This window comes from Rheinheimera texasensis DSM 17496 (assembly GCF_000711985.1).
GTDB classification, from domain to species: domain Bacteria; phylum Pseudomonadota; class Gammaproteobacteria; order Enterobacterales; family Alteromonadaceae; genus Pararheinheimera; species Pararheinheimera texasensis.
The window spans coordinates 468544-491325 of sequence record NZ_JONU01000007.1; the positions used below are offsets into that span (position 1 = coordinate 468544).

General features: G+C 51.3%; 17 protein-coding genes and 2 tRNA genes. 13 read left to right on the plus strand and 6 right to left on the minus strand.

Annotated features, from left to right (window positions below; translation table 11 throughout):
- Window positions 1-4: 4 nt before the first annotated feature.
- Complete coding sequence (locus Q399_RS0102145; protein WP_051685676.1) at window positions 5-2218, minus strand: S9 family peptidase; 2214 nt, start codon at window positions 2216-2218, stop codon at window positions 5-7.
- A gap of 291 nt (window positions 2219-2509) precedes the next feature.
- Between Q399_RS0102145 and Q399_RS0102155 the strand changes: the two genes are divergently transcribed.
- The 3 genes from Q399_RS0102155 (at window position 2510) to Q399_RS0102165 (ending at window position 7299) form a co-directional block, all read left to right on the plus strand.
- The gene (locus Q399_RS0102155; RefSeq protein ID WP_211253148.1) at window positions 2510-5086 is read left to right on the plus strand and encodes a TonB-dependent receptor plug domain-containing protein; all 2577 of its coding nucleotides are present in this window, start codon (window positions 2510-2512) and stop codon (window positions 5084-5086) included.
- 132 nt (window positions 5087-5218) lie between these two features.
- Window positions 5219-6106, plus strand: coding sequence for an alpha/beta fold hydrolase (locus Q399_RS0102160; RefSeq protein WP_031565002.1), 888 nt, complete (start codon window positions 5219-5221; stop codon window positions 6104-6106).
- A 92-nt stretch (window positions 6107-6198) separates the two neighbouring features.
- A complete protein-coding gene (locus tag Q399_RS0102165) occupies window positions 6199-7299 on the plus strand; it encodes an META domain-containing protein (protein ID WP_031565004.1) in 1101 nt (366 codons plus the stop codon).
- Between the two features lie 140 nt (window positions 7300-7439).
- Here Q399_RS0102165 and rplT read toward each other — a convergent pair whose 3' ends face one another.
- The 4 genes from rplT to thrS all read right to left on the minus strand — a co-directional run bounded on the left by rplT (window position 7440) and on the right by thrS (window position 10598).
- Window positions 7440-7799, minus strand: a complete 360-nt coding sequence (rplT, locus tag Q399_RS0102175) for a 50S ribosomal protein L20 (RefSeq protein ID WP_031565008.1) — start codon at window positions 7797-7799, stop codon at window positions 7440-7442.
- A gap of 15 nt (window positions 7800-7814) precedes the next feature.
- Complete coding sequence (gene rpmI, locus Q399_RS21835; RefSeq protein WP_084164043.1) at window positions 7815-8012, minus strand: 50S ribosomal protein L35; 198 nt, start codon at window positions 8010-8012, stop codon at window positions 7815-7817.
- Between the two features lie 104 nt (window positions 8013-8116).
- Window positions 8117-8674: a translation initiation factor IF-3 gene (infC, locus tag Q399_RS0102180; protein WP_169739304.1), complete on the minus strand. Its 558-nt coding sequence runs from the start codon at window positions 8672-8674 to the stop codon at window positions 8117-8119.
- Window positions 8675-8687: 13 nt separating this feature from the next.
- A complete protein-coding gene (gene thrS / locus Q399_RS0102185; protein WP_031565011.1) occupies window positions 8688-10598 on the minus strand; it encodes a threonine--tRNA ligase in 1911 nt (636 codons plus the stop codon).
- Window positions 10599-10892: 294 nt separating this feature from the next.
- Here thrS and Q399_RS0102195 point away from each other — a divergent pair, with 294 nt between their 5' ends.
- The 3 genes from Q399_RS0102195 (at window position 10893) to Q399_RS0102205 (ending at window position 12764) form a co-directional block, all read left to right on the plus strand.
- Entirely contained in the window at window positions 10893-11753 is an 861-nt protein-coding gene (locus Q399_RS0102195) for a fructosamine kinase family protein (protein WP_031565014.1), read from the plus strand.
- 23 nt (window positions 11754-11776) lie between these two features.
- Window positions 11777-12430 carry a hexitol phosphatase HxpB gene (gene hxpB / locus Q399_RS0102200; protein ID WP_031565017.1) on the plus strand — a complete coding sequence of 218 codons (654 nt, stop codon included), beginning with the start codon at window positions 11777-11779 and terminating at the stop codon, window positions 12428-12430.
- A 133-nt stretch (window positions 12431-12563) separates the two neighbouring features.
- Window positions 12564-12764 (plus strand): CPXCG motif-containing cysteine-rich protein, encoded by a 201-nt coding sequence (locus Q399_RS0102205; protein WP_031565019.1) that lies wholly within the window; start codon window positions 12564-12566, stop codon window positions 12762-12764.
- Here the strand turns inward: Q399_RS0102205 and Q399_RS0102210 are convergent.
- Entirely contained in the window at window positions 12758-13375 is a 618-nt protein-coding gene (locus Q399_RS0102210) for a riboflavin synthase (protein WP_031565024.1), read from the minus strand. The genes Q399_RS0102205 and Q399_RS0102210 overlap by 7 nt on opposite strands.
- A 66-nt stretch (window positions 13376-13441) precedes the next feature.
- On the opposite strand from Q399_RS0102210, the gene Q399_RS0102215 reads away from it, so the two are divergent.
- The 7 genes from Q399_RS0102215 to Q399_RS0102245 all read left to right on the plus strand — a co-directional run bounded on the left by Q399_RS0102215 (window position 13442) and on the right by Q399_RS0102245 (window position 22782).
- Window positions 13442-14836: an MATE family efflux transporter gene (locus Q399_RS0102215; RefSeq protein WP_037045484.1), complete on the plus strand. Its 1395-nt coding sequence runs from the start codon at window positions 13442-13444 to the stop codon at window positions 14834-14836.
- The gene (locus tag Q399_RS0102220) at window positions 14787-15851 is read left to right on the plus strand and encodes a DUF3080 family protein (protein WP_084164045.1); all 1065 of its coding nucleotides are present in this window, start codon (window positions 14787-14789) and stop codon (window positions 15849-15851) included. The genes Q399_RS0102215 and Q399_RS0102220 overlap by 50 nt, the downstream gene beginning before the upstream one ends.
- Window positions 15852-15983: 132 nt before the next feature.
- A tRNA-Val gene (locus Q399_RS0102225) sits at window positions 15984-16060 on the plus strand.
- Between the two features lie 25 nt (window positions 16061-16085).
- Window positions 16086-16162 (plus strand) — tRNA-Val (locus Q399_RS0102230).
- Between the two features lie 332 nt (window positions 16163-16494).
- Window positions 16495-18435: a methyl-accepting chemotaxis protein gene (locus tag Q399_RS0102235; RefSeq protein WP_031565032.1), complete on the plus strand. Its 1941-nt coding sequence runs from the start codon at window positions 16495-16497 to the stop codon at window positions 18433-18435.
- Between the two features lie 98 nt (window positions 18436-18533).
- Window positions 18534-19733, plus strand: coding sequence for an acetyl-CoA C-acyltransferase (locus Q399_RS0102240; RefSeq protein WP_031565034.1), 1200 nt, complete (start codon window positions 18534-18536; stop codon window positions 19731-19733).
- A gap of 61 nt (window positions 19734-19794) precedes the next feature.
- Window positions 19795-22782 (plus strand): ligand-binding sensor domain-containing diguanylate cyclase, encoded by a 2988-nt coding sequence (locus Q399_RS0102245; RefSeq protein ID WP_031565036.1) that lies wholly within the window; start codon window positions 19795-19797, stop codon window positions 22780-22782.

Sequence of the window (22782 nt, forward strand, 5' to 3'; positions counted from 1 at the left end):
AAGCTTAGTCTTTTAAATTCCGGTTAAAGAAATCCGTGATGGTTTGATGCAGATGCGTTTGCACCGGTTGACCAAACATCGCGTGTTTACTGCCAGGATAGGTCATCATCTCAAAAGGCTTGCCCTGGCTTTGCAGCGCAGAAAACAACTTGGTGCTATGGGTAAACAACACGTTGTCGTCAGCCATGCCGTGATAGATCATCAGCTTACCTTTTAAGCCACCGATGTAAGGAAACACTGAACTGGCTTCATAGCCAGCGGCATTTTTTGCCGGATGGCCCAAATACCGCTCAGTGTAGTGACTGTCATACAAAGCCCAGTCTGTGACAGGCGCACCGGAAACACCGGCAGCGAAATAATCACCGGCACGCAGCATCGCCATGATAGTCATATAACCGCCATAACTATGACCGTAGATACCGATGCGCTTGGCATCAACAAAATCTAGTGACCGCAAATAATCGACACCGGTTTTCTGATCTGTCAGCTCCACTTCAGCCAGCTTGCCAAAAATCGGATCTTCAAACGCCTTGCCGCGGTTTTCTGAACCCCGGTTGTCCAACTGGAACACCAGGTAACCCTGCTGTACCAAATATTGGAAATACAAATCTTTGCTGCTCCAGCTATTGGTTACACGCTGCGCGCCCGGGCCACCGTAAACACCAACTATCACAGGGTATTTTTTCCCCGGCACCAGCGTTTCGGGCTTAAACAAACGGTAGTGCAATATCTGACCATCTTTGGCCTTGAGCGTACCAAATTGTGGCGTCACCAATTCCTTGGCATAAGGCGTCAGCGGATGTTTTTCATCAAGCGCATTGGCTGCCAGTACAGTCACCGTCTGGCCTTGAGCATTTTTCAGCGATACCGTTGGCAGTGTTACCACAGCAGAGGCCGTATCAATAAAACCACTGCCATTTTTAGCGACGACAACCTGATGGTTATAACCCGGCTCGGTGAGCCGGACTATCTCGCCGCCCTGCACCGGCACCTTGTACAGATGGCTCTCCAGCGGCGTATCTTTGCGGCCCGTGAAATAAATCACCCCGGCTTTTTCATCGACACTTTCCAGATGATTGACAATCCAGTTACCGGACGTCAGCTGTTTCGGCGCGCCGCCTTGCAGGGAATACAGATACAAATGCTTAAAGCCGTCGCGTTCTGACGCCCAGATAAACGACTGTTTGTCGCTGAGGAAATGCAAGTCGTCATGCAGATTGACCCAGGTTTTACTGGTTTCAGTCAGTAAAGTTTTTTGCTGCCCGGTCGCCAAATCCGCAAGTCTCAGTTCCAACAACTGCTGGTCGCGGCTTTGCCATTGATAAGTCAGTAAATTTGGGTTTTCTGTCCATTCTACCCGCGGCAGATAGATGTCTTGTTCTTTGCCGAGATCCAGCCAGGACAACGCATTACCGCCAACTCCGACGACACCGAGTTTAATTTTCACATTGGCTTTACCGGCAAAGGGGTACCGTTGGTTGTAAAGTTTAATTTCATCAGCGTAAATTTCGTTCCGCACAGCTTCCGGTACTGATGACTCGTCAAACTGGGTAAAGGCAATTTTGCTGTCATCCGGCGCCCACCAATAACCGGTCATCCGGCCCATTTCTTCCTGCGCGACAAACTCTGCCATGCCGTTACGCACAGTGCCTTTGCCATCCGACGTCAGCTGGGTTTCTTTGCCTGATTTCAGGTCGATGACATAAATATTTTGTTCGCGGACAAAGGACACGTACCGCCCGGTTGGGGATATTTGTGCGTCGGTTTCAAAAGCTTCAGTCTCCGTCAGCTTGCGTGCTTTTTGGGTGCTGAGCTGGTAGTGATACAAATCGCCGTTCAGTGGGAACAACAACGCCTTGCCGTCTTTCGACCACTGATAACTGACAATACCGCTGGCAAACAGCCGCAAGCGTTCACGACGGGCTTTTTCCTCATCCGACAGGATTTCTTCGCCGCTAAACAGCGTATCGGAATCCACCAGCAGACTATGCCGGCCTGTAGCCAGTTCGTATTGCCAGAGATCCAGCCGGTTGGCGTCTTTGGCCTTGCCTTTGAGGTAAGTAATTCGTTTGCCGTCCGGCGCGTAACTCAGCGATTTGGGCGCTGTACCGCTTAAAGCAGGCTCTGCAAACAAACGTGGTAAATCAAGAGTTTGCGCCGATGCTTGCGCCAGGATACCGGCACCGAGGATGACGCCGGACAGAATAGTTTTTTTCATGGATAGTCCGAAAAAGGGAGTCAGAAACTGCATCTAACTGTACTGGCAAGTTTTTTTCAAGCGCAAAAGCGTCGGTTGACGGCCCTGTCCGACCAGCGGCAATCCACGTCGCAACTGAGATGCCCCTATTTCAGGAACTAAAAGCAGACAAATTTTGCAAACATTTTGAGACAGAACAACAAATTCAGCCGTTGGACAAATGAACTTAATTGCAATAAGTTAATCGTGCGCGCCAAAAAATAAAAAAAGTGCCGCAGTATATCCAGGATAAACATAATAAAAGGCAACCCAATGAAAATGACTACCACAATTCATCCACTGTCAGCCTGCATCAAGGCGGCGGTGACCGGCGGTACGCTGATGCTGTTAGCAGGCAGCCCACTGGCGATGGCACAGGATGCCGCTGCCGATAAAAAAGCCGAACAGGACGTAGAGAAAATCGTTGTCGTCGGTTCTCGTGGTGCACCACGTTCAGTCGGTGACTCCGCAGTGCCGGTTGATGTGATTTCGGCTGACGAGTTTAACAAAAACGGTCCAAGTGACATGATGACGCTGATGAGTGCCGTGGTACCATCTTTTAACGTCAACACTCAACCGATTAACGATGCCTCCACTTTAGTTCGTCCTGCTAACTTACGTGGTCTGCCACCAGACAGCACACTCGTATTAGTTAATGGTAAACGCCGTCACCGCTCTGCTGTGATCACTTTCCTTGGTGGTGGTTTATCTGACGGCTCACAGGGCCCGGATATTTCAACTATCCCTTCTATTGCACTGAAACAAGTTGAAATTCTGCGTGACGGCGCGGCAGCTCAATATGGCTCTGACGCCATTGCCGGTGTAATCAACTTCCGGTTGAAAGACAACAACGAAGGCGGTGCTATTGAATTAAAAACCGGTCAGCATTATGACGGTGATGGTGATTTACGTCAGGTCAGTGCCAACGTAGGCCTGCCATTTACCGACAACGGTTTTGCCAACTTCAGTACAGAATTCAAACAATCAGACCCGACCAGCCGCAGTGTACAACGGGGCGATGCTGCAGGTTTAGTGGCTGCCGGCAATACCAATATCGCCAATCCGGCTCAGGTCTGGGGTTCGCCTGAAGTTAAACGCGACTTTAAAGTATTCGGCAACATCGGCCTTGAAGTGGCCAAAGAAAAAGAATTTTATGCCTTCGGTAACTTCGCCCAACGCGATGTAGAGGGTGGCTTTTATTATCGCAACCCACAAACCCGTGGTGGTGTGTACTCGAATGATGGTGGCGAAACACTGCTGGTCGGCAACCTCGACACGACAAAAGGTGCCTGCCCAACAATTGGTCTGACCGGCCAGTCTTTTAGCCAGATTTCCAGTAAAGTGAACGCATTACCTGCACATTGCTTCACTTTCTTCAAATCTTTACCAGGCGGTTTTACGCCGAAATTCGGTGGTATTGTGACTGACGCTGCTCTGGCCGCTGGCCTCAAAGGCACCTGGTCAAATGGCTGGAACTTCGATTTAAGTTCAACCTATGGCCGCAGCGAAGCAGAGTTCTATATCAAAAATACTATCAATGCTTCTATGGGATCTGCATCGCCGCGCGATTTCAATGCTGGCAAATACGTACAACAGGAGCAGGCCCTGAACTACGACATGAACAAGCTGATTGAAGTAGATGCATTGCCTTACCCTCTTGCAGTTGCAGCTGGTCTGGAATATCGCATTGATACCTTCGAGATTTATGCCGGTGATAAAAATTCATTTGAAGTCGGACCATTAGCTTCTCAGGGCTTTGGTATTGGTTCAAATGGTTTCCCGGGTTTTAAACCGGATGATGCTGGTTCATTCAACCGTTACAACTATGCCGCTTACACCGAGTTTGGTGCGGAATTTAATGATCATTTCCGTTCTGACTTTGCGTTACGTTTTGAGGACTACGAAGATTTTGGTTCTACCACCAACGCTAAGCTGACCGGACGTTATCAGGTCAACGACGAAGTTGCCTTGCGTGCAGCAGCCAGCACCGGCTTCCGCGCCCCAACTATCGGCCAGTCAACGGTACGTAACGTCACAACTTCGTTTACTGCTGGTAAAGGTCTGGTCGATAACGCGACCTTACCACCAACCCACCCGATTTCGGTGTTAAAAGGCGGTAAAGCACTGACACCGGAAGAGTCAGTCAACCTGTCATTTGGTACTGTAGTTGAAGTGGACGATTTATATGTCACATTAGACTTCTTCCAAATCAAAGTGGATGACCGTATCAGTCAGTCCTCTTCACAGGAACTGACTGCTGCTGATATCCAGCAACTGTTAGCGCTGGGTGTGCGCGATGCCAGCAGCTTCACCGGTGTGAAATATTTTACCAACGATTTTGACACCACTACCCGCGGGGCGGACTTCGTTGCGAACTATGGTATGGACCAGTTCGGTGGCCGCACCACCTTTGCATTAGCGGCAAACTGGACCAAAACCTCAGTCGACCGTCATTCCGATTACATCTGGGAAGCCAAGGTTAAACAGATTGAAGAAGGTCTGCCAAGTGTACGTGGTAGCTTCACAGTCAGCCATAACCAGGGTGCCTGGAATGGTTATGTCCGGTTGAACCACTACGGCAGCTACTATGAAGACCACGCCGATTCTGGTGTCGTTTCTGCTGCAGACGGCGGTTTACCGCTGTATCTGGGCGCTGAACTGACGGTCGATGCTGAAGTAACTTACAACTTTAGCGACAACTACAGTGTCGCTTTGGGCGCATCGAACCTGTTTGACGAACTGCCGGATGAAAACGAATGGTCGGAAGTGCTGGGTGCCAAGTATCCAACAACTGCGGTCATGGGTTTCAACGGCGGTTTCTATTACGCCCGTCTGACCTATAACTTCTAAGTATTTAGAATGCAAAAAGCCACCTGCAGGTGGCTTTTTTTTGCCTGCTTTTCAGGATTCTGCCAATGTACCGGCTTGATTCTCACAGCTGCCTTGTGGCAGTGTGATTAGAGTAATTACTTGAGAAATATCATGCAGCTGATCCCATGGCAATACCAAACTCACGTCGGTTTCACCTTACAAGGGGTGCGCAGCATTCCCAGTGGTAAACCGCTGCTGCATCTGTTGCATGGTAATGGCTTTTGTAGCCAGATGTATTGGCCTATGTTGTCCCGTCTGCAACACGAGTTTGACTTGTTTCTGTCGGACGCTCAGGGTCACGGCCTTAGTGAACATGGCGGCAGTTTTGTCGGCTGGAACCAGAGCGCGACTTTTGCCCAAGAAGCACTTCAGGCCCATTTAGCCGAATACAGAGACGTCCCTGTATATGGCGTCGGCCATAGTTTTGGCGGTGTGCTGACCGCGTTGCTACACAGCGAACCGCACAGCCCATTTGCTGCCGTCTTGCTGCTCGACCCGGTGCTGTTTACCCCAACCATGCTACGCAGTATGCGTGTTCTAAAATGGATAGGGTTGTATCGGCATAATCCACTGGCACGGCGCGCCGTCAAACGGCGGCGGCACTTTCCGGACAAGCAAGCAGCCTGGGACTATTTTCATCAGCGCGGCATGTTTAGAGGCTGGCATCCCGATGCGCTCAGCGCTTATATCGAACATGGTCTGACTGAAACAGCTCAGGGAATGACGCTGCGCTGTGCCCCGGAGCGCGAAGCTGAGATTTTTGCCAGCTTCCCGCAGCGGCTTTGGTCTTCATTACAACGCACAGCTAAACCTATCCAGTTAATTTACGGCGAGAACAGCTATCCCTTTGTGCGCAAGTCCGCCGCGCTGTTTCAGCAAAAATGCCCGCAACTGCAAGTGCAGCAAGTCAAAGGTGGTCATTGTTTTATGCAGGAGGACCCTGAGCAAAGCGCAGCGCTGGTGTTGCAATGGTTGCGGCAGCAATCGGGTAGCAACTGACAAAACGTCTGTATCAACGCAAGATTTTCATTATAATGTCGCCAGTTTTCGGCCTTTGATGTCAGAGGTCTGCGTTCTGATGGGTGTAATGAATGAAACGTAGTCTGGTGCTTGCCGCAGTGCTGTTATCTGCCTGTACGAATTTACCGCAACAGAAGGTAAAACCTGTACCGGTTCAACCGGTGCAGCCTGTTGCTGTCGAACCTGAACTGGTACCTGGTGAAGTCGTGAATTCTGACAACACCGAGGCGATGCCGACCGATTTCGGCCTGATTTTTATTGATCGGGATATGTCGTTTCACGGCACCCTGCCGTGTAAAAAGTGCCCCGGTATCCAGTATCAGCTGAATATTTTGCAAGACGGCAAATTTGAATTACGCCGCGATTATATTGACCGCAACACCGTTGAACTTTTACAGGGTACCTGGCAGCTTGATGACCGCACGCTGCATTTGTCCAGCAAACAAGGCAAAGTGCCTTCGTTCCAGTTTGGCAGCAATCAGCATTTGATTCTGTTAAACGCAGCTGGCAAACCAATGGTATCTAAAGAGAATCAAACGCTGACCAGAACCAGTCAGTTTGCCCGCCTCGATACCCGGATGCCATTATTGGGCCTCTATCAGCTGAAGAATAACGAAGCCAGCTTTATCGACTGTATGACCGGCGAAAACCACAGTATCGCTATGACTCAGCACCATATGCCGATGTTGCGGTCTTACCAGACCGATCCAAAACTCAGTGGTAAAGCAGTCGTCGCGACTATGACAGCACGTAAAAGCGCTGAACAACATCAGGCATTAATGGTCGATAAATTTGATCAATTCTGGCCAGGTGCCACATGTCCTGATAAAGCTGCAACGGCGAAGGTGCAAAATCTGGTGTGGCGTTTACAGACAGTGTCGCAAATCAGCGTACCGCAGAAATTAAATATCCGTGTGATGTTTGATGACAACAATCGGGTTTATGGTTTTTCCGGTTGCAATAACTTTAATGCCGGTTATTCGCAAAAAGATAATCAGCTTAAAGTGATGCCTATCGTCAGCACCCGTAAGTTCTGTAACGATGCAAACTTCTATGAGCAACAATTTACCAAACAACTGCAAACAGCAGATCGGATTGAAGTGAATCAGCAAAAGCTGCAGCTGTTTAAAGACAACAAAGTGATTATGGAGTTTCAGCCCGCGGTGAACTAAACGCGGTGCTTTCTCTGCATAATCAAAAACTGAAAAAGACGCTGCAGCGTCTTTTTTATTTCTGGTTTCGCGACAAAAGTCTGAAAAATAAGGCAACAAAAAAGGCAGCCTAGGCTGCCTTTTCAACTACTTAATCGAGATTAAGCAGACAGTGCTTGTTTCGCTTTAGCAACTAAGGCAGCAAATGCGCCTTTGTCGAATACTGCGATGTCAGCCAGAATTTTACGGTCGATTTCAACAGATGCTCTTTTCAGACCATCGATGAAACGGCTGTAAGATAAACCGTTTTGACGTGAAGCAGCGTTGATACGCGCGATCCACAGTTGACGGAATTGACGTTTACGTTGACGACGGTCACGGTAAGCGTATTGGCCGGCTTTGATAACTGCTTGGAAAGCTACACGATAAACACGGCTACGGGCACCGTAGTAACCTTTAGCCTGGTTTAATACCTTCTTGTGACGCGCACGTGCGGTCACACCACGTTTTACTCTTGGCATGTCAGTCTCCTAAAATTATGCGTATGGCAGGCAACGAACTACTGAAGCGACGTCAACTTTAGCAACTAAAGTTTTCGGGCCCAGATGGCGCTTACGCTTAGAAGACTTCTTCGTCAGGATGTGGCGAAGATGTGATTGCTTACGTTTAAAACCACCAGAAGCGGTTTTCTTAAAGCGCTTTGCAGCGCCTTTGTTGTTTTTCATCTTTGGCATAGTGAACTCACTCGCAATTGTGTAGTTACAACGAATAATAAGGCGGAAAACCGCACCGCCACTGCGTTACCGCAGCGGAGCACGGATTCACTTGATTGCACTTATTACTTCTTATTTGGGGCCAGCATCATGATCATCTGACGACCTTCAACCCGACTTGGGAACGACTCACAGATAGCGATATCTGCCATGTCATTTTTAATCCGGTTGAGGACTTCAATACCGATGTCCAAATGCGCCATTTCACGACCGCGATAGCGAAGCGTTACTTTAGCTTTGTCACCCTCTTCAATGAAGCGACGCAGGTTGCGTAGTTTTACCTGGTAATCGCCTTCATCAGTTCCAGGCCGGAATTTGATTTCCTTGATCTGGATCTGTTTTTGCTTTTTCTTCTGTTCTTTAAGGTCTTTGCCTTTTTCAAACAGGAACTTACCGTAGTCCATTAACTTACAAACAGGCGGTTCAGCTGTTGGACTGATTTCTACCAGATCACAACCACCATCATCAGCCAAACGGAGGGCTTCAGCGGTACTGACAATACCTAATTGTTCACCTTCCAGACCAATCAGTCGTACTTCGCGTACATTGATTTCTTCGTTAATACGATTCGGTCTGTTCGTTGCTAAAGGTTTCTTTCCTACTTTAATGGTACGTTCCTCCAGAGATTGAAATCGGTCAGACCCGGCTGTTGATTTCTGTCGTTAATTTGTCAACAAATGCTGCGACAGTCATCTTGCCAAGGTCTTCGCCTTTGCGCGTCCGCAATGCCAGATCGCCGGATTCGACTTCTTTGTCACCGACTACAACCAGGTACGGAACGCGGGCAAGCGTATGCTCGCGGATTTTAAAGCCAATCTTCTCATTTCTCAAGTCAGAAGTTGCTCTAATACCGTGAGATTTGAAAGTTTTTACCAATTCCTTGGCATAATCCGCCTGATTGTCGGTGATATTCATCACGACAACCTGAGTTGGTGCTAACCAGGCAGGGAAGAAACCGGCATACTCTTCTATCAGAATACCGATAAAACGTTCCAGCGAGCCGAGTACGGCACGGTGGATCATCACCGGCACCTGACGGTCGTTGCCTTCAGCCACGTAGCTGGCACCTAAACGGCCTGGCAAAGCGAAATCGAGCTGCACAGTACCACATTGCCAGGCGCGGCCTAAACAATCGTGTAAGGTGAATTCGATTTTTGGACCGTAGAACGCGCCCTCGCCCGGCTGCAGGTCAAAGGCAATGCCATTGGCTTCCAGCGCTTCGGCCAGCGCCTGTTCGGCTTTGTGCCACATCTCGTCAGTACCAATGCGCTTTTCTGGCCGGGTCGACAGTTTCACTGCAACTTCTTTAAAACCAAAAGTGCTGTACACGTCAAACACCATCTTGATACAGCTCGACACTTCCGACTGAATTTGTTCTTCAGTACAGAAAATGTGCGCGTCATCCTGAGTGAAACCACGCACGCGCATTAAACCGTGCAGACCACCCGATGGCTCGTTACGGTGACAGCAACCAAATTCGGCCATCCGCAGTGGTAAATCGCGGTAAGACTTCAGGCCCTGGTTAAAGATTTGTACGTGACCCGGACAGTTCATCGGTTTGATGGCGTAGTCGCGATTTTCTGAACTGGTGACAAACATATTCTCGGAATATTTTTCCCAGTGACCAGAACGCTCCCACAGCACTTTGTCCATCATAAATGGACCTTTGACTTCCTGGTAATCGTATTCGGCTAGTTTTTCACGGACAAAAGCTTCGAGTTCGCGGAAAATTGTCCAGCCGTCGTTATGCCAGAACACCATACCCGGTGCTTCTTCCTGCCAGTGGAACAGGCCAAGCGCCTTCCCGATTTTTCGGTGGTCGCGTTTTTCAGCTTCTTCCAGCTGCAGTAAATAAGCTGCTAATTGCTTTTTATCTGCCCAGGCGGTGCCGTAAATGCGTTGCAGCATTTTGTTTTTGGCATCACCGCGCCAGTAGGCACCAGCCACTTTCATAATTTTGAAATGCTGGCAGAAGCGCATATTTGGCACATGCGGACCACGGCACATGTCAATGTATTCTTCGTGATGGTACAGACCTGGCTGGTCGTCTTTGGCGACATTGTCGGTCAGAATTTCCATCTTGTAAGACTCGCCGCGGGCAGCGAAGGTGTCATAGGCTTCTTGCCAGCTGACTTTTTTCTTCACAACGTCGTATTCGGTCTTCGCCAATTGCAACATGCGCGCTTCTAATTGCGCTAAATCGTCGCTGCTGATTGGGCGGTCTAAATCGACGTCGTAATAAAAACCGTTGTCGATAACCGGGCCAATCGCCATTTTGACGTTTGGCCATAATTGTTTGATGGCATGACCGAGCAAATGCGCACAGGAGTGGCGCAGGATCTCTAAACCTTCTTGATCCTTGCTGGTTACAATGCTTAAGCTGCTGTCTTCGGTGATTAACTCACAAGCGTCCACCAGCTGACCGTTAATTTTACCGGCAATGGTAGCTTTGGCTAAGCCAGGACCGATGTCTTTGGCGACATCCATCACAGATAACGGGGCTTCGAAAACGCGTTGACTGCCATCGGGCAGAGTAATGACTGGCATGGTGAATCCTCACAGTGGTGGCCCGTACCAAGGGTCACATGTTGAATAAGAATGGGTAATGGGCTTTTTGGTTTTGCCGTACGAGTGGCGAAACAACGCAGCCAGAGAACGTATCAAAGGCGGCGCACTAAAAAGCGCTGCCATATTACTGGCTGAGCCCCGCCGGAGCAAGTCTGCTGTCCTGTCACTAAGCTGCCCATACTTTGTTCCTGATCAACACGGCACGCCGCCAGAACCGGCAAAGTCGACCATACTTCTTTCACTAAGCCTCTTTTTTCACTGCGGAGTAACACGATGTGGCAAGCCATTGCGGACCAAATCAGTACCGAACTTGAGCAGGAATTCCGGATCACTCACAAACAACAACTCGCCACTCATTCCGATAACCTGCTGTATCACTTAAGCGGTGGTGAACAGCACTTTCTGGTCAAACTCAATCATCGTGAGGTGTTGGACAGTTTTGAAACTGAAGCGCTGTCGCTGAAATTTATGCAACACCGGCATTGCCTGAAAGTTCCGCAGGTGATCTGTGCCGGTCAAACGATCGAAAAAGCATTTCTGGTGCTGGAATATCTGCCACTTGCCACCGATCATCCGTATGGCTGGCAGGCTCTTGGCCATCAGCTGGCGTTTTTACATCAGGCCGATGATCAGGCCATGTATGGATTTGATTGGGATAATTATCTGAGTTCTACTCTGCAACCCAACCAATGGGGCAGCAACTGGTCGGTGTTTTTCTCCGAACAACGCATTGGCTGGTTGTTGCAGTTATTGGCTGAACAACAGCAACACTTTGGTGATATCGATAAAATTGTCGACCGGGTACGACAGCGCCTGCACCACCATCAACCTAAGCCTGCGCTGGTGCACGGCGAATGCTGGCGTGGCAATGTTGGTTTTTTAGGCGAAACACCGGTGATGTTTGACCCGGCCTGTTATTTTGGTGACCGCGAAGTCGATATCGCTTTTGCGGAGCTGTTTGACCCGATGCCGGCGACTTTTTTTTCTGCTTATCAGCAAGTTCATCCGCTACCTGAAGGATTTACCGAACGCAAAGACCTGTATAACCTGTACCATTTATTGCACTTGGCCTATTTACGCGGAGGTCGCTACCGCTGGCAGGCACAGGAATTAATCCAGCAGCTCTTAAGCTGAGCAGATGCTGAGCAGGAGATAATGTGGTTCAGGCTGTTATTTTTGATATGGACGGGTTGTTGCTCGATTCGGAGGATTTCTGGCAACAAGCTGAATTTGAGACCTTTTCTGCTTTAGGCGTCCCGCTGACTCTGGCGGATACTGCAAAAACTGTTGGCTGGCGCTGTGACTATGTGGTTGATTACTGGCACCGGCAAGCGCCGTGGAGTGGGCCAACTTGCACAGAGGTTGCCGATACCATCATCGACAAAGTGATTTTGCTGCTGCGCCAGCATGGCACCTTGTTACCTGGTGCCCGTGAGGCGCTGCAGCGGTGCCAGCGTATAGGCTTACCGGTCGCCCTTGCGACTTCATCGAACCACAACATGATGCTGGCGGCGCTTGAGCATTTTGAGCTGGCGGGCTATTTTCAGGCCACTTGTTCGGCGCAATATCTGCCTTATGCCAAACCCCATCCGCAGGTGTATTTAAATGCGGCGGCGGCGCTTGGCATTCCTCCGGAACATTGCCTCGCATTGGAAGACAGCGTGACCGGTGTGATTGCGGCCAAGGCGGCACGCATGCGTTGTATCGCAGTGCCAGAGGCACATCTGCGGCATGACCCCAGATACAACATCGCCGATAAAGTGCTGGATTCCCTGTTACAACTCGACGACAGTCTGCTGCTAAATCGCTGAACTGACGCCGCTTTCCCCACACAGCTTTACAGGTGGAAGTTTTGGAGCGAAACCCTGGTTTCGCTCACGCTCGCCGCATCCAGCTTACAGTCCTACACTGCAACAACGGCGCAACTCAAATGAGGAGAATCCGATGCAACTCCTTTATAAAACCATCCTTTGCCCCTTTTGCGGTCATCCCACTCACATCACATTGGATATCAGCGGCGATGATCAGGACGACATCGAGGATTGCAGCAATTGCTGCAACCCAATTCACATTGTGATGCATAAGGACGAGTCACGGCATAGCGTGCAGGTGTTTGTCGACGCAGAGGACGAACAGTTTTACTGACCACGTTGTGCCAGATAACGCTCGACGGTTTGTACTATAGTCACAGTTTGCTGATCGCATTCCAGATTAAGCCGGTCACCCACTTGCTTGCTGCCAAGTGTGGTCACTGCCAGTGTTTCCGGAATGAGGTGCAGCCAAAAACTGTGGCCCTCAATAGCGCCGACGGTCAAGCTGGCACCATCGACTGCAATAAAACCCTTTGGCTGAATAAAGGCCGCCAGCTCGGCCGGAAAACTAAGCTGCACGGCACAGTTTTCGGAGGTGCGCTTTATCGTTAGTATTTCGGCAGTCGCAGAAACATGACCGGATACGATGTGGCCACCGATTTCATCGCCAAATTTCAGCGAACGCTCAAAGTTGACCCAGTCACCGTTTTGCAGCATCCCGAGATTAGTTTTTTGCAGCGTTTCGTCAATCACATCAAAGCTGACCCAACCGGCAGCTTCGTTAAATTCAGTGGCGGTCAGGCAAGTGCCATTCACTGCAATACTGGCACCGCGCTGCAGCTGCTGCAGCAAAGCTGGCGCTGTCTGCAGCGTTAACCTGACAAAGTTGTTGCGCCGCTCAACTTCTTTCACCAGTACCTGTGCCTGCACTATTCCTGTAAACATGCCAATCCTCGTTGTGTTAACATTTAAGCTTCTGAGCACGAGCTGTTGCAGCCCAAAGAGCGCCCCATGTTACCTTTTTCCCGATTTGAAGCAAAAACCATTCTGAAACTCTCTGGCCCGATCATGGTGGCGCAGCTGACGCAAACCATGATGTATGTCATCGACACCCTGATGGCTGGCCGGGTTGGTGTCACCGACATGGCTGCAGTGGCCATTGGGTCGGCGTTATGGTTACCGATTTTATTAACTTTTCAGGGCCTGTTACTCGCGTTGACGCCGATTATTGCTCAGCATTTTGGTGCCGGCCGCCACAAAGAAATTCTGCCAGCCACCTATCAGGGCGGATTATTGGCGCTGGCAATGGCACTGATAATTTTCGCCGGCATGCAGTTTATCCAGCTGCCGCTTAGCATGATGCAAATGGACGAGGAACTGCGGCAAAAAGCTCTGGCCTATCTCGGTTACATCGCCTGGGGCATTTTCCCGGCCGCCGGTTATATGATTTTACGTAATCTTTACGAAGGTATTGGTTACACCAAAGCGGCGATGTGGATCAGTTTTGTTGGCATTCTGGTGAATATTCCCGCCAACTATGTGTTTATCTACGGCAAATTCGGTATGCCGGCGCTGGGTGGCGCAGGCTGTGGCCTTGCTACCAGCCTGGTGTTTGTGGCGATGTTCCTGACTTTGTTAGGCTACGCCGCCTTTGGCAGACGCACTGGTTTTGTCCGCGCCAGGCTTCATTCCTACCGACCGGATTTCGCGCAGATTTGGCAAATCGTCGCTTTAGGCACGCCGGTGGCCTTTGCCTTTTTCTTTGAAGTGACCTTGTTTACCTGCATTCCGTTGATGATTGCGCATTTAGGCCCGACCGTGGTCGCGGCACATCAAATCGCCAATAATTTCTGCTCTATGGTGTTTATGTTGCCACTGAGTATTGGTCTGGCAACCACTATCCGTGTTGGCCATCTGGCAGGCGCGAGCGATGTCAAAGAACTGCGTAAAGCCATCGCCACTGCAATTCAGATTGGTTTGTTGCTGGCAGTAGGTATCGCCTTATTGACTTTGTTGACACGGCATCTGGTCGCAGCACAATACAGCACAGATCCGGCGGTACTGGAACTCGCGGTGGCGATTCTCATTCTGGCTTGTTTTTATCAGCTGTCTGATGCAGTCCAGGTGATTTGCAGCTGCACGCTGCGCGGCCTGAAATACACTAAACCGATTTTTTACATCACTTTTATCGCCTACTGGCCCATCGGCTTTGGCCTTGGCTGCGTATTAGGATTAACCGACTGGCTGGTGCCGGCAATGGGCGCGCAAGGCTTTTGGGTTGGCATCATTATTGGTCTGACCGTCGCCGCAGTGCTGCTCGGTCGGTTATTAGTCTGGCAACTGAAACGGATGGAAGATGGCAGCTGGCAACCGGCAGAGCCGCATCAAAGCATGTTACCTCATTAATAGCCTGCTCAGGTGTTGCCTGCTGCTTGGCATTGCAGCAGGGCTTAACGCCTGTATGCCTTATCCGGAATCGCAGCTTCGCGATTATCAGGCGCGGTTACAGCGCTTGTTGCCACAAGCACAGTTCAGCGAATCACTGAGTAAAGCGGTGTTACCGCCATTACCGGAGGTGCGTGAGCTGACCCAGCCCATCGCTGCCGCGACTATTGACCTCACAGACATGCTGGCGCTCGATGTCTGTGACTTAGAAACGTTAATTGCTGAGCGCAACAGCAGCCTTGGCAAGGTACAGACCGATGCGGGTTTACTACATTATGAACTGCGTTTGCTCGATAAACTCGGTCTTTGCCTGACGACGCCGGCGCTGAGCAAGCAACTTGATGCAGAGCTTATCGCCAAATTGCAGCTGATCTATCAGCAAAAACAACAACAGCTGCCTACTGTATTTGCCAATCTGCTTAGCCGTGACCAGACACTGCGTCAGCAGTTAGCCGGCAGTCAGCGTGGTGTAGCCCCAGATCAAGGTGGCCGCGCCGAAACGCTGCAGGCACTGCAACAACTCAACAAACTGCGCCAGCTGGTGCTGCAACAGGATTATCGGGCAGCAAGTAAAATCGATATTAATCAGGCGCTGGGGACTTTACATCAGACACAGCTGCTTGCCGATTTGCAGCACAGCCTGCGCATGTCGCAACAATTTTTCCTGCAGCTGAATGCAGCTTTGGCAAGGCTCAGCAACTCCGAATTTTGTCAGGCCGACCGCAACATCCGGGATAACTTGCTGCAGCAGATTTTTATTGGCCGGGTGCAAAACGGGCTGGCCCGCCTCGATGGTATGGCGGCCGAACTCAGTACTGCCCTGCTACAGCTGTATCAGCAACATCCATTGCAGCCAGCCATTCAGCAAAGACTACTGGCGCCGCAATTCGACCTGCAACAACAACTCAGACAACATGTGACCTTTTGGCAACGCTGGCGTCAGTGCGACCGGCCTGCCCCGACTGTCGCAAACTAAACTGACACCGACAAAATCGCGCCTGCGCGCAAAATTGCAGCGGTTAAACCAGCTTACCGAAAAAACTCTTGCATTCACTGAAGGCAAAAAATACTATAGCCGCCGTTGTCAGCACAGCTGATGACACAGGTTGCGTCCTTAGCTCAGTTGGTTAGAGCACCACCTTGACATGGTGGGGGTCGGTGGTTCGAGTCCACTAGGACGCACCAAATTCTCAAAATAGCACGCCCAGTTGCGTCCTTAGCTCAGTTGGTTAGAGCACCACCTTGACATGGTGGGGGTCGGTGGTTCGAGTCCACTAGGACGCACCAAATCTCTTAATTTCTGCAAATAAATCATAGGTCTGATAAACCCTATAGTCTTGGTGTAATCTTACGTCTATCAGCAGTATTTAACTATTCGTTGCCCAGTCTTCAACAGCCCCCATATTGACCTCAGCGGTTCCTACGCGCCAACCATAGCTGATTTTTCATTTGCCCGCGGCCAATACTAAGTAACATCGCGGCAATGTCGTAAAGAACAAAAATGTGAACGGCGCCATGCCTCTTTGCGTAAACTGACTACTATTCTAATTCGGTACAGATGCCCCCTGCTGCGCCAGCGGGTCTTTAGTTCGCATAATCGTAACCTGTCGGGAATCGTCATGACCATTCAACGAAAATTCACCGTTATCTTATGTCTGCTCAGTGTCGCACTACTGCTGGTAGCTTTTGGCTTCATCTGGAACAACACGCACAGTGAATTACAACAAAGCCTGGCGAAGCAAGAAAAAGACCTGCAAAGGGAATTATTAAACTCTTTAAAATTGACCGACGCCCTACTGACACAACAGACTAGAGCCAGTATGCGGGTGTTTCGACAAACGCTCGCAGCAGCCGGCCCAATCCAGGCAGGAGAACTCGCGCAGGTTGGCAGTATGCAGGTTCCTGACCTTTTGATAGGTGGACAGTCGCAGGCCAATCAGTTTTCTTTGGTCGATGCTCATACTGCGATGCTGGGAGGAACAGCGACACTGTTTAGCAAAGCAGATGATCAATTTATCCGTATCTCAACCAACGTTCAGTCAGCCAATGGCCGGGCCATCGGCACTGCGCTGGCACCAACCGGTAGTGCCTACGCAGCAATCAAACAAAAAAAGGCCTTTTACGGCCATGTCGATATTCTTGGCAACCCTTTCATCACTGCTTATGAACCTTTAATTGACACCAACGACACCTTAATTGGCATTGCTTATGTCGGATATAAAGCTGATTTGGCTGAACTGAACGAATTAGTCAGTCACAGCAAATTGCTTGATCTTGGCTTTGTCGCTCTTATTGATAAATCCGGTGTGGTTCGCGCAGCCTCAGCACAGATGAAACCTGATGAACTGAAAAAAGCACTGAATGATTCCGAGACATGGACTATCAGCTCACAGGAATTTACCCCCTGGCAATACCGGGTGATCACCGGCGTGAATAACGCAGAGGTCAATGCCGTTGTACGCAGCGAAATCGCCAAAACGTTTGCTTGGCTCAGTTTTTCTGTGCTGTGTTTCATTGGTGCAGTGTATCTAATGCTGCAAAAACTGGTGATACAACGCATCGAAGCAACAAACGCTGCGATTGCTGCACTCACTAATGGTGACGGCGATTTGACCAAACGTTTCGCTGTCTATAGCAACGATGAGTTTGGTCAAATGGCGCGACAATTTGATCTGCTCCTCAGCCAACTACAGCAAATGATGGGGCAAATCGCTGCCATCACCAGAGAGTTACTGGCTTCATCGGGTCAGCTGTCAGGCTTTGCCCAGCAAAGTTACCGGGCAACACAAGACGCCGCCTCACGTCTGACACAGGTAACAGATGCTGCCAGTCAATTATCAGAGAAGTCTGCCGCTGTGACCTACAATGTAATTGTTGCAAGCGACAGCAGCGTGCATATTGCAGCTATCACCCAGGATGCCAGCACTGCATTAGAACGGGCAATCACCCAGTCTAACCGGCAGGTCGAGGCGCTCGAGAAAGCAAACGAAGCCATGACGGGGCTCAGCAATGCCAGCAGTCAGATTGGTAGCATTCTGGAGGTGATTAGTGCCATCGCGGAACAAACTAATTTGCTGGCATTAAACGCCGCGATTGAAGCAGCACGCGCCGGTGAGCAAGGCCGCGGCTTCGCGGTCGTTGCTGACGAAGTTCGCTCGCTGGCCAGCCGGACCCAGGCCAGTACCAGCGAGATCCGCCAAAAAATTGAACAATTACAGCAAGGGGTAACGCTAGTCGGTGGGATTAACAGAGAATACCACCAGATCGTGGCCGAATCTCAACAGCACACAGCAGAGGCAAATCAAGCACTTGGTAAAGTCCTGCATGCCAGTCAAACTATCAATCAATTAAACGGACAAATTAGTACTCTGGCCGCAGATCAGGCCAAATTAGCTGCCGCAATGCAGCAGCAGACATCTGCACTGATGCAGACCACCGACCACAGTAGTTTACAGGCAAGAAACACTGACGAAGCCAGTCAGGCAGTAAAATCTCTGGCTGAGCGCTACCAGCAGGAGTTGACCAAATACCAAATTAACGAGACCAAACACCGCACCTGATGACAAAGTTATCAGCGTTTTGACAAACAGAGTGCTGGCTGCCTGGGACTTTTTTATGTCAGGATGACTAACTTACAATTTGCTGAGTTCGCCCTGTAATGCCCCTTTCAGATATCGTGATTTTATCTGCCGCCCGCACCGCCATTGGCAGTTTTGGCGGCTCGTTATCCGGTTTTAGCCCGGCCGAGCTTGGTACAGTCGCAGCGCAGGCGGCGATTAGTCGAAGTGGTGTGCCCGCCAGTGATATCAGCACATCGGTGTTTGGGCATATCATCACCACCAGCGCAGCCGATGTGTATCTGGCCCGCCATATTGCGCTAAATTGCGGCATGCCAACACATAGTGACGCTTTTCAGGTCAATCGGTTATGTGGCTCTGGCTTACAGGCGGTGTTAAGTGCGGCCCAGCAGCTGATGTTAAATGCCAATAGCGCTTCTGACCCCGTCGCTTTGTGTGGCGGCGCTGAATCGATGTCGCAGGGCGCGTTTTTGTTACCTGGCGTGCGTAGAGGCCTGCGGTTTGGTCACAGTAGTGTGACCGATTTAACGTTGGGAATATTGACCGACCCTTTTGGCAGCGGCCATATGGGGATCACAGCAGAAAACATCGCCAGGCAATATCAGTTCAGCCGCACTGAACTTGACCAGTTTGCCCTGCAAAGCCAACAACGCGCGGCGCGGGCGCAACAAAATGGGTTGTTTGACAGCCAAATCACACCAGTGCGTATGACTGGCCGCCACGGCGATACACTGTTTGCTAAGGATGAACATCTGCGGCCAGACACTACGCTGCAGAGCCTGACGCAGCTTAAACCGGCCTTTCAAACAGACGGACTGGTCACTGCCGGCAACGCCTCTGGCCTCAACGATGGCGCCGCAGCACTGGTGCTCGCCACCACAGATTATGCCCGCGCCCATGGCCTTCACGTTAAAGCACGGCTGCGCAGCTGCGCCTTTGCCGGCTTGGACCCTGCCATGATGGGACTTGGGCCTGTTCCGGCAGTTCGGCAAGTGCTGCAGCAAAGCGGGATCGCGCTTGCAGACATTGCCGTTATTGAATCCAACGAAGCCTTTGCCGCGCAGGCGCTGGCTGTCAGCCAGACGCTTGGTTTTGATCCTGCACGGGTCAATCCAAACGGCGGTGCTATTGCGCTTGGTCATCCGGTCGGCGCAACCGGAGCGCTGCTGGTGGTTAAAGCCCTGTACGAACTGGAACGCATCGACGGTCAGTTTGCACTCGTCACATTGTGTATCGGAGGCGGTCAGGGGATAGCCCTGTTATTGGAGCGGCCCCAATGAGGGAACCGATGCGCGCTGTCAGCCGCTGCCAGCCGCTTTTAACAAAAGTCAGCCTGGAGGAATGAATTTGCGGTTGTTTCCGGTATTTTTTCTGCTCATTTGTTTTATCCTCAGCATTGGGCTGGCAATTTTTTATCCTATAGCAACGGCAGAAGCCGTTGAGCTACTGCCCCGCCACCGCTTTATTAACCTGTCCACCAGTGATAAATCCGGCATCAACAGCCTGATGCAGGATGACAACGGCATGATTTGGGCCGCCGGTAGCAGTGGGCTTTATCGTATTGAGCACAATCAGTTAATAAAAATTCGCGACTTCCCTGTGCAAGCGGTGAATCAACTGCTGCTGAACCCCGGACAAGGCGCCTGGCTTGCCGGTAGTTTGGGCTTGTGGCGCTGGGACCGCCAGACGGACAACTTCAGTCAGCAAGAATGCCAACCGCCAGGCGGGCTCTGGCAATTAGTCCAGCCGCAACAACACGCTGACACTATGTTGGCATTGGGGCCTGATGGCATCTGGCAGGTAAATACCATCAATGGTCGTTGCGAACATCTGCAGTTGAGCGGTTTACCTGCACAAAGCCGGGTTGAGCGGCTGAGCTTTTTGCACAACGAACTGATTATTGCCGTGCGTGAGCAAGGTTTATTCCGCTGCGAACTGCCCTGCCAGCAGGCAGAACGATTTGCACCTGAGTTGGCGGACGTGCGGTTTCGTGCGCTTGAGGTGTATCAGGACAGCCTCTATGCCGGCAGCCACAAACACGGTTTTTATCAGCTGGACAGCGCTGGCAAGGTCCGCAGGCATTGGCATAAAGGCCAGGCCAATACATTGCCAGTCAACGGCGTGATGTCGCTGCTACCAGCGAAACAAGGACTCTGGGCCGGGCTCTGGGCCGGCGGACTGGTCGAATTCAATGCTAAAGGTGAACAACACAGCCATAGCAGTTTTAGGCCAACAGACCCTACCGCCATCAGCGGCAATAATATAAAAACCTTATTAACCACCCGTGACGGCACTTTGTACGCTGGCCACGAATATGGCGTCAGCGTTTTATTGCCCGCGCTGAAGCAATATCAATGGCTGGGTCAGGCCCAAGCCGACCAGCCTGGCTTGCGCCAAAGCAATGTGCAGGCGCTCTATGCGACTGAACAAGGCGACATCTGGCTGGGGACCAGCGGAGGTGGCTTATACCGCTTTGACCACGCCGGCGAAACACTGCAGCGCTTTGCGCCCGATGAAACTGGTGTCCAGCATTTCCCGAGCCAGGCGGTGTGGGCTATCCGTCCTGATCAGGACGGCACATTGTTGCTTGCGACTTCATCCGGCGTGGTCAGGTTGCACCCGGACACACAACAATGGCAACTTTTGACCTCTGACCTGCCCAGCCAGGACGTATTCCGGCTCAGCATTGCACCGGATCGCAACATCTGGATCAGCATGTGGTCCGGCGGTATTGCGCAGCTGAATGCACAGGGCAAAGTCGAAGCACTGTGGCGCAGCAGTGACGGTTTACAGCTCGACACCAATCTGGCGATTGAGATAAGCCCAGCCGGTCAGGTATTTGCTTTAAATACTGCCGGACTTTTTAAGCTCGATGGCAACAAGTTCAGTGCTGTGGACCTCAGCGGCCATGGTAAAGCCCGGCAACTGTGCAAAGATGCACAGGGCACACTGTGGATACTGACCGATAGCGGCGTGTTGCTGCGCTTCGATGATCACAGTGGAAAATTTCAGCTCCAGCTTAAACGAGCAGATCTGGCTAACGGCACCGAACTTTTTGCAGCGTCTGCTGACGGCCCGGTCAGTCTCTGGCTTCGGACAAAGCAACGGCTGGCCGGCATTGCTGCCGATGGACAGCTGCTGCAACAAATCACCCTGACCGGTCTGATGCCGGAGACGCTGTTAAATACTGCGAGGATACAAGGACAGCAGATAATCCTCGGCGCCGAAGATGGCTTTTATATTGCGCCGCTGCAACAATCCGCAACTCCGCCGGTACCAGAGCCGCAACTGACTGGTGTGCGCCTGTTTAATCAGCCACTACGCCTGACTCAACCTGCCACCACCGGCAGTGATCCCTCAGCGCTGTTTGGCGGGCTGCTGACTCTGCAATATCAACAGGACTTAGTCACTTTTGAATTCGCCATGCCTGGCATCGTGATGCCTCCGGCAGCTGATTTGTCTGCCAATGCTCAGTCAGTACCATTGCCGGCGGCACAAGACTCAGTTCCGCGGTTTCGTTATCGCCTGTTACCCTTTGACCGCGACTGGCTGACCGCAGCCACTGATGAACCCCGGGCGACTTACACCAGACTGCCGCCTGGCCAGTATCAGTTTGAGCTGCAGACGTGGTGGCCGGATGGCCGGATGACTGCAGCTGCACCTTTTCAGCTTGAAGTACAACCGCCCTGGTGGCTGACCTGGTGGGCAAAAACCACGCTGGCTGCAGCGCTGGTACTGGGAGTCAGCAGCATCATGTTGCTGCGGACCCGCTCACTGAAAAAACGAAATCTGTGGCTGGCGCAGCAGGTGCGCGAGCGCACCGAAGCGCTGCAGCAGGCTAATCAGCGTCTGCAGCAGGCGGCTTATCGCGACGCATTGACCGGTTTACTGAACCGGCGTGGCCTGCGCGCGCAAACGGAACCGCAGTGGTCCGGCTGGCAACATCAGCGGGTGCTGGTCATCGCCGATATCGATCACTTTAAACAGTTTAACGACGTACATGGCCATCAGGTCGGCGACGAAGTCTTAACCGCGCTGAGTGAACGGCTGCAAGGCCTTTGTTTGCCAGATGACTTACTGGCCCGCTGGGGCGGCGAGGAGTTTTTATTTATCCTGCAAGGCAGCGACGCGATGCAACGCGCCGATGCGCTGATCCGCTCTGTTGCGGCCGCACCTATGCCACTGTCGATTGGTCCGACGCCAGTCACTTTAACCGGTGGCGCAGTGTGGCTTAGTGGCGAATCGCTCGATGCAACGCTGCAGCATGCCGACGCCCTGCTCTACAACGGTAAAAAAGCCGGCCGCAATCGCTTGGTACAGGGTGCCTGA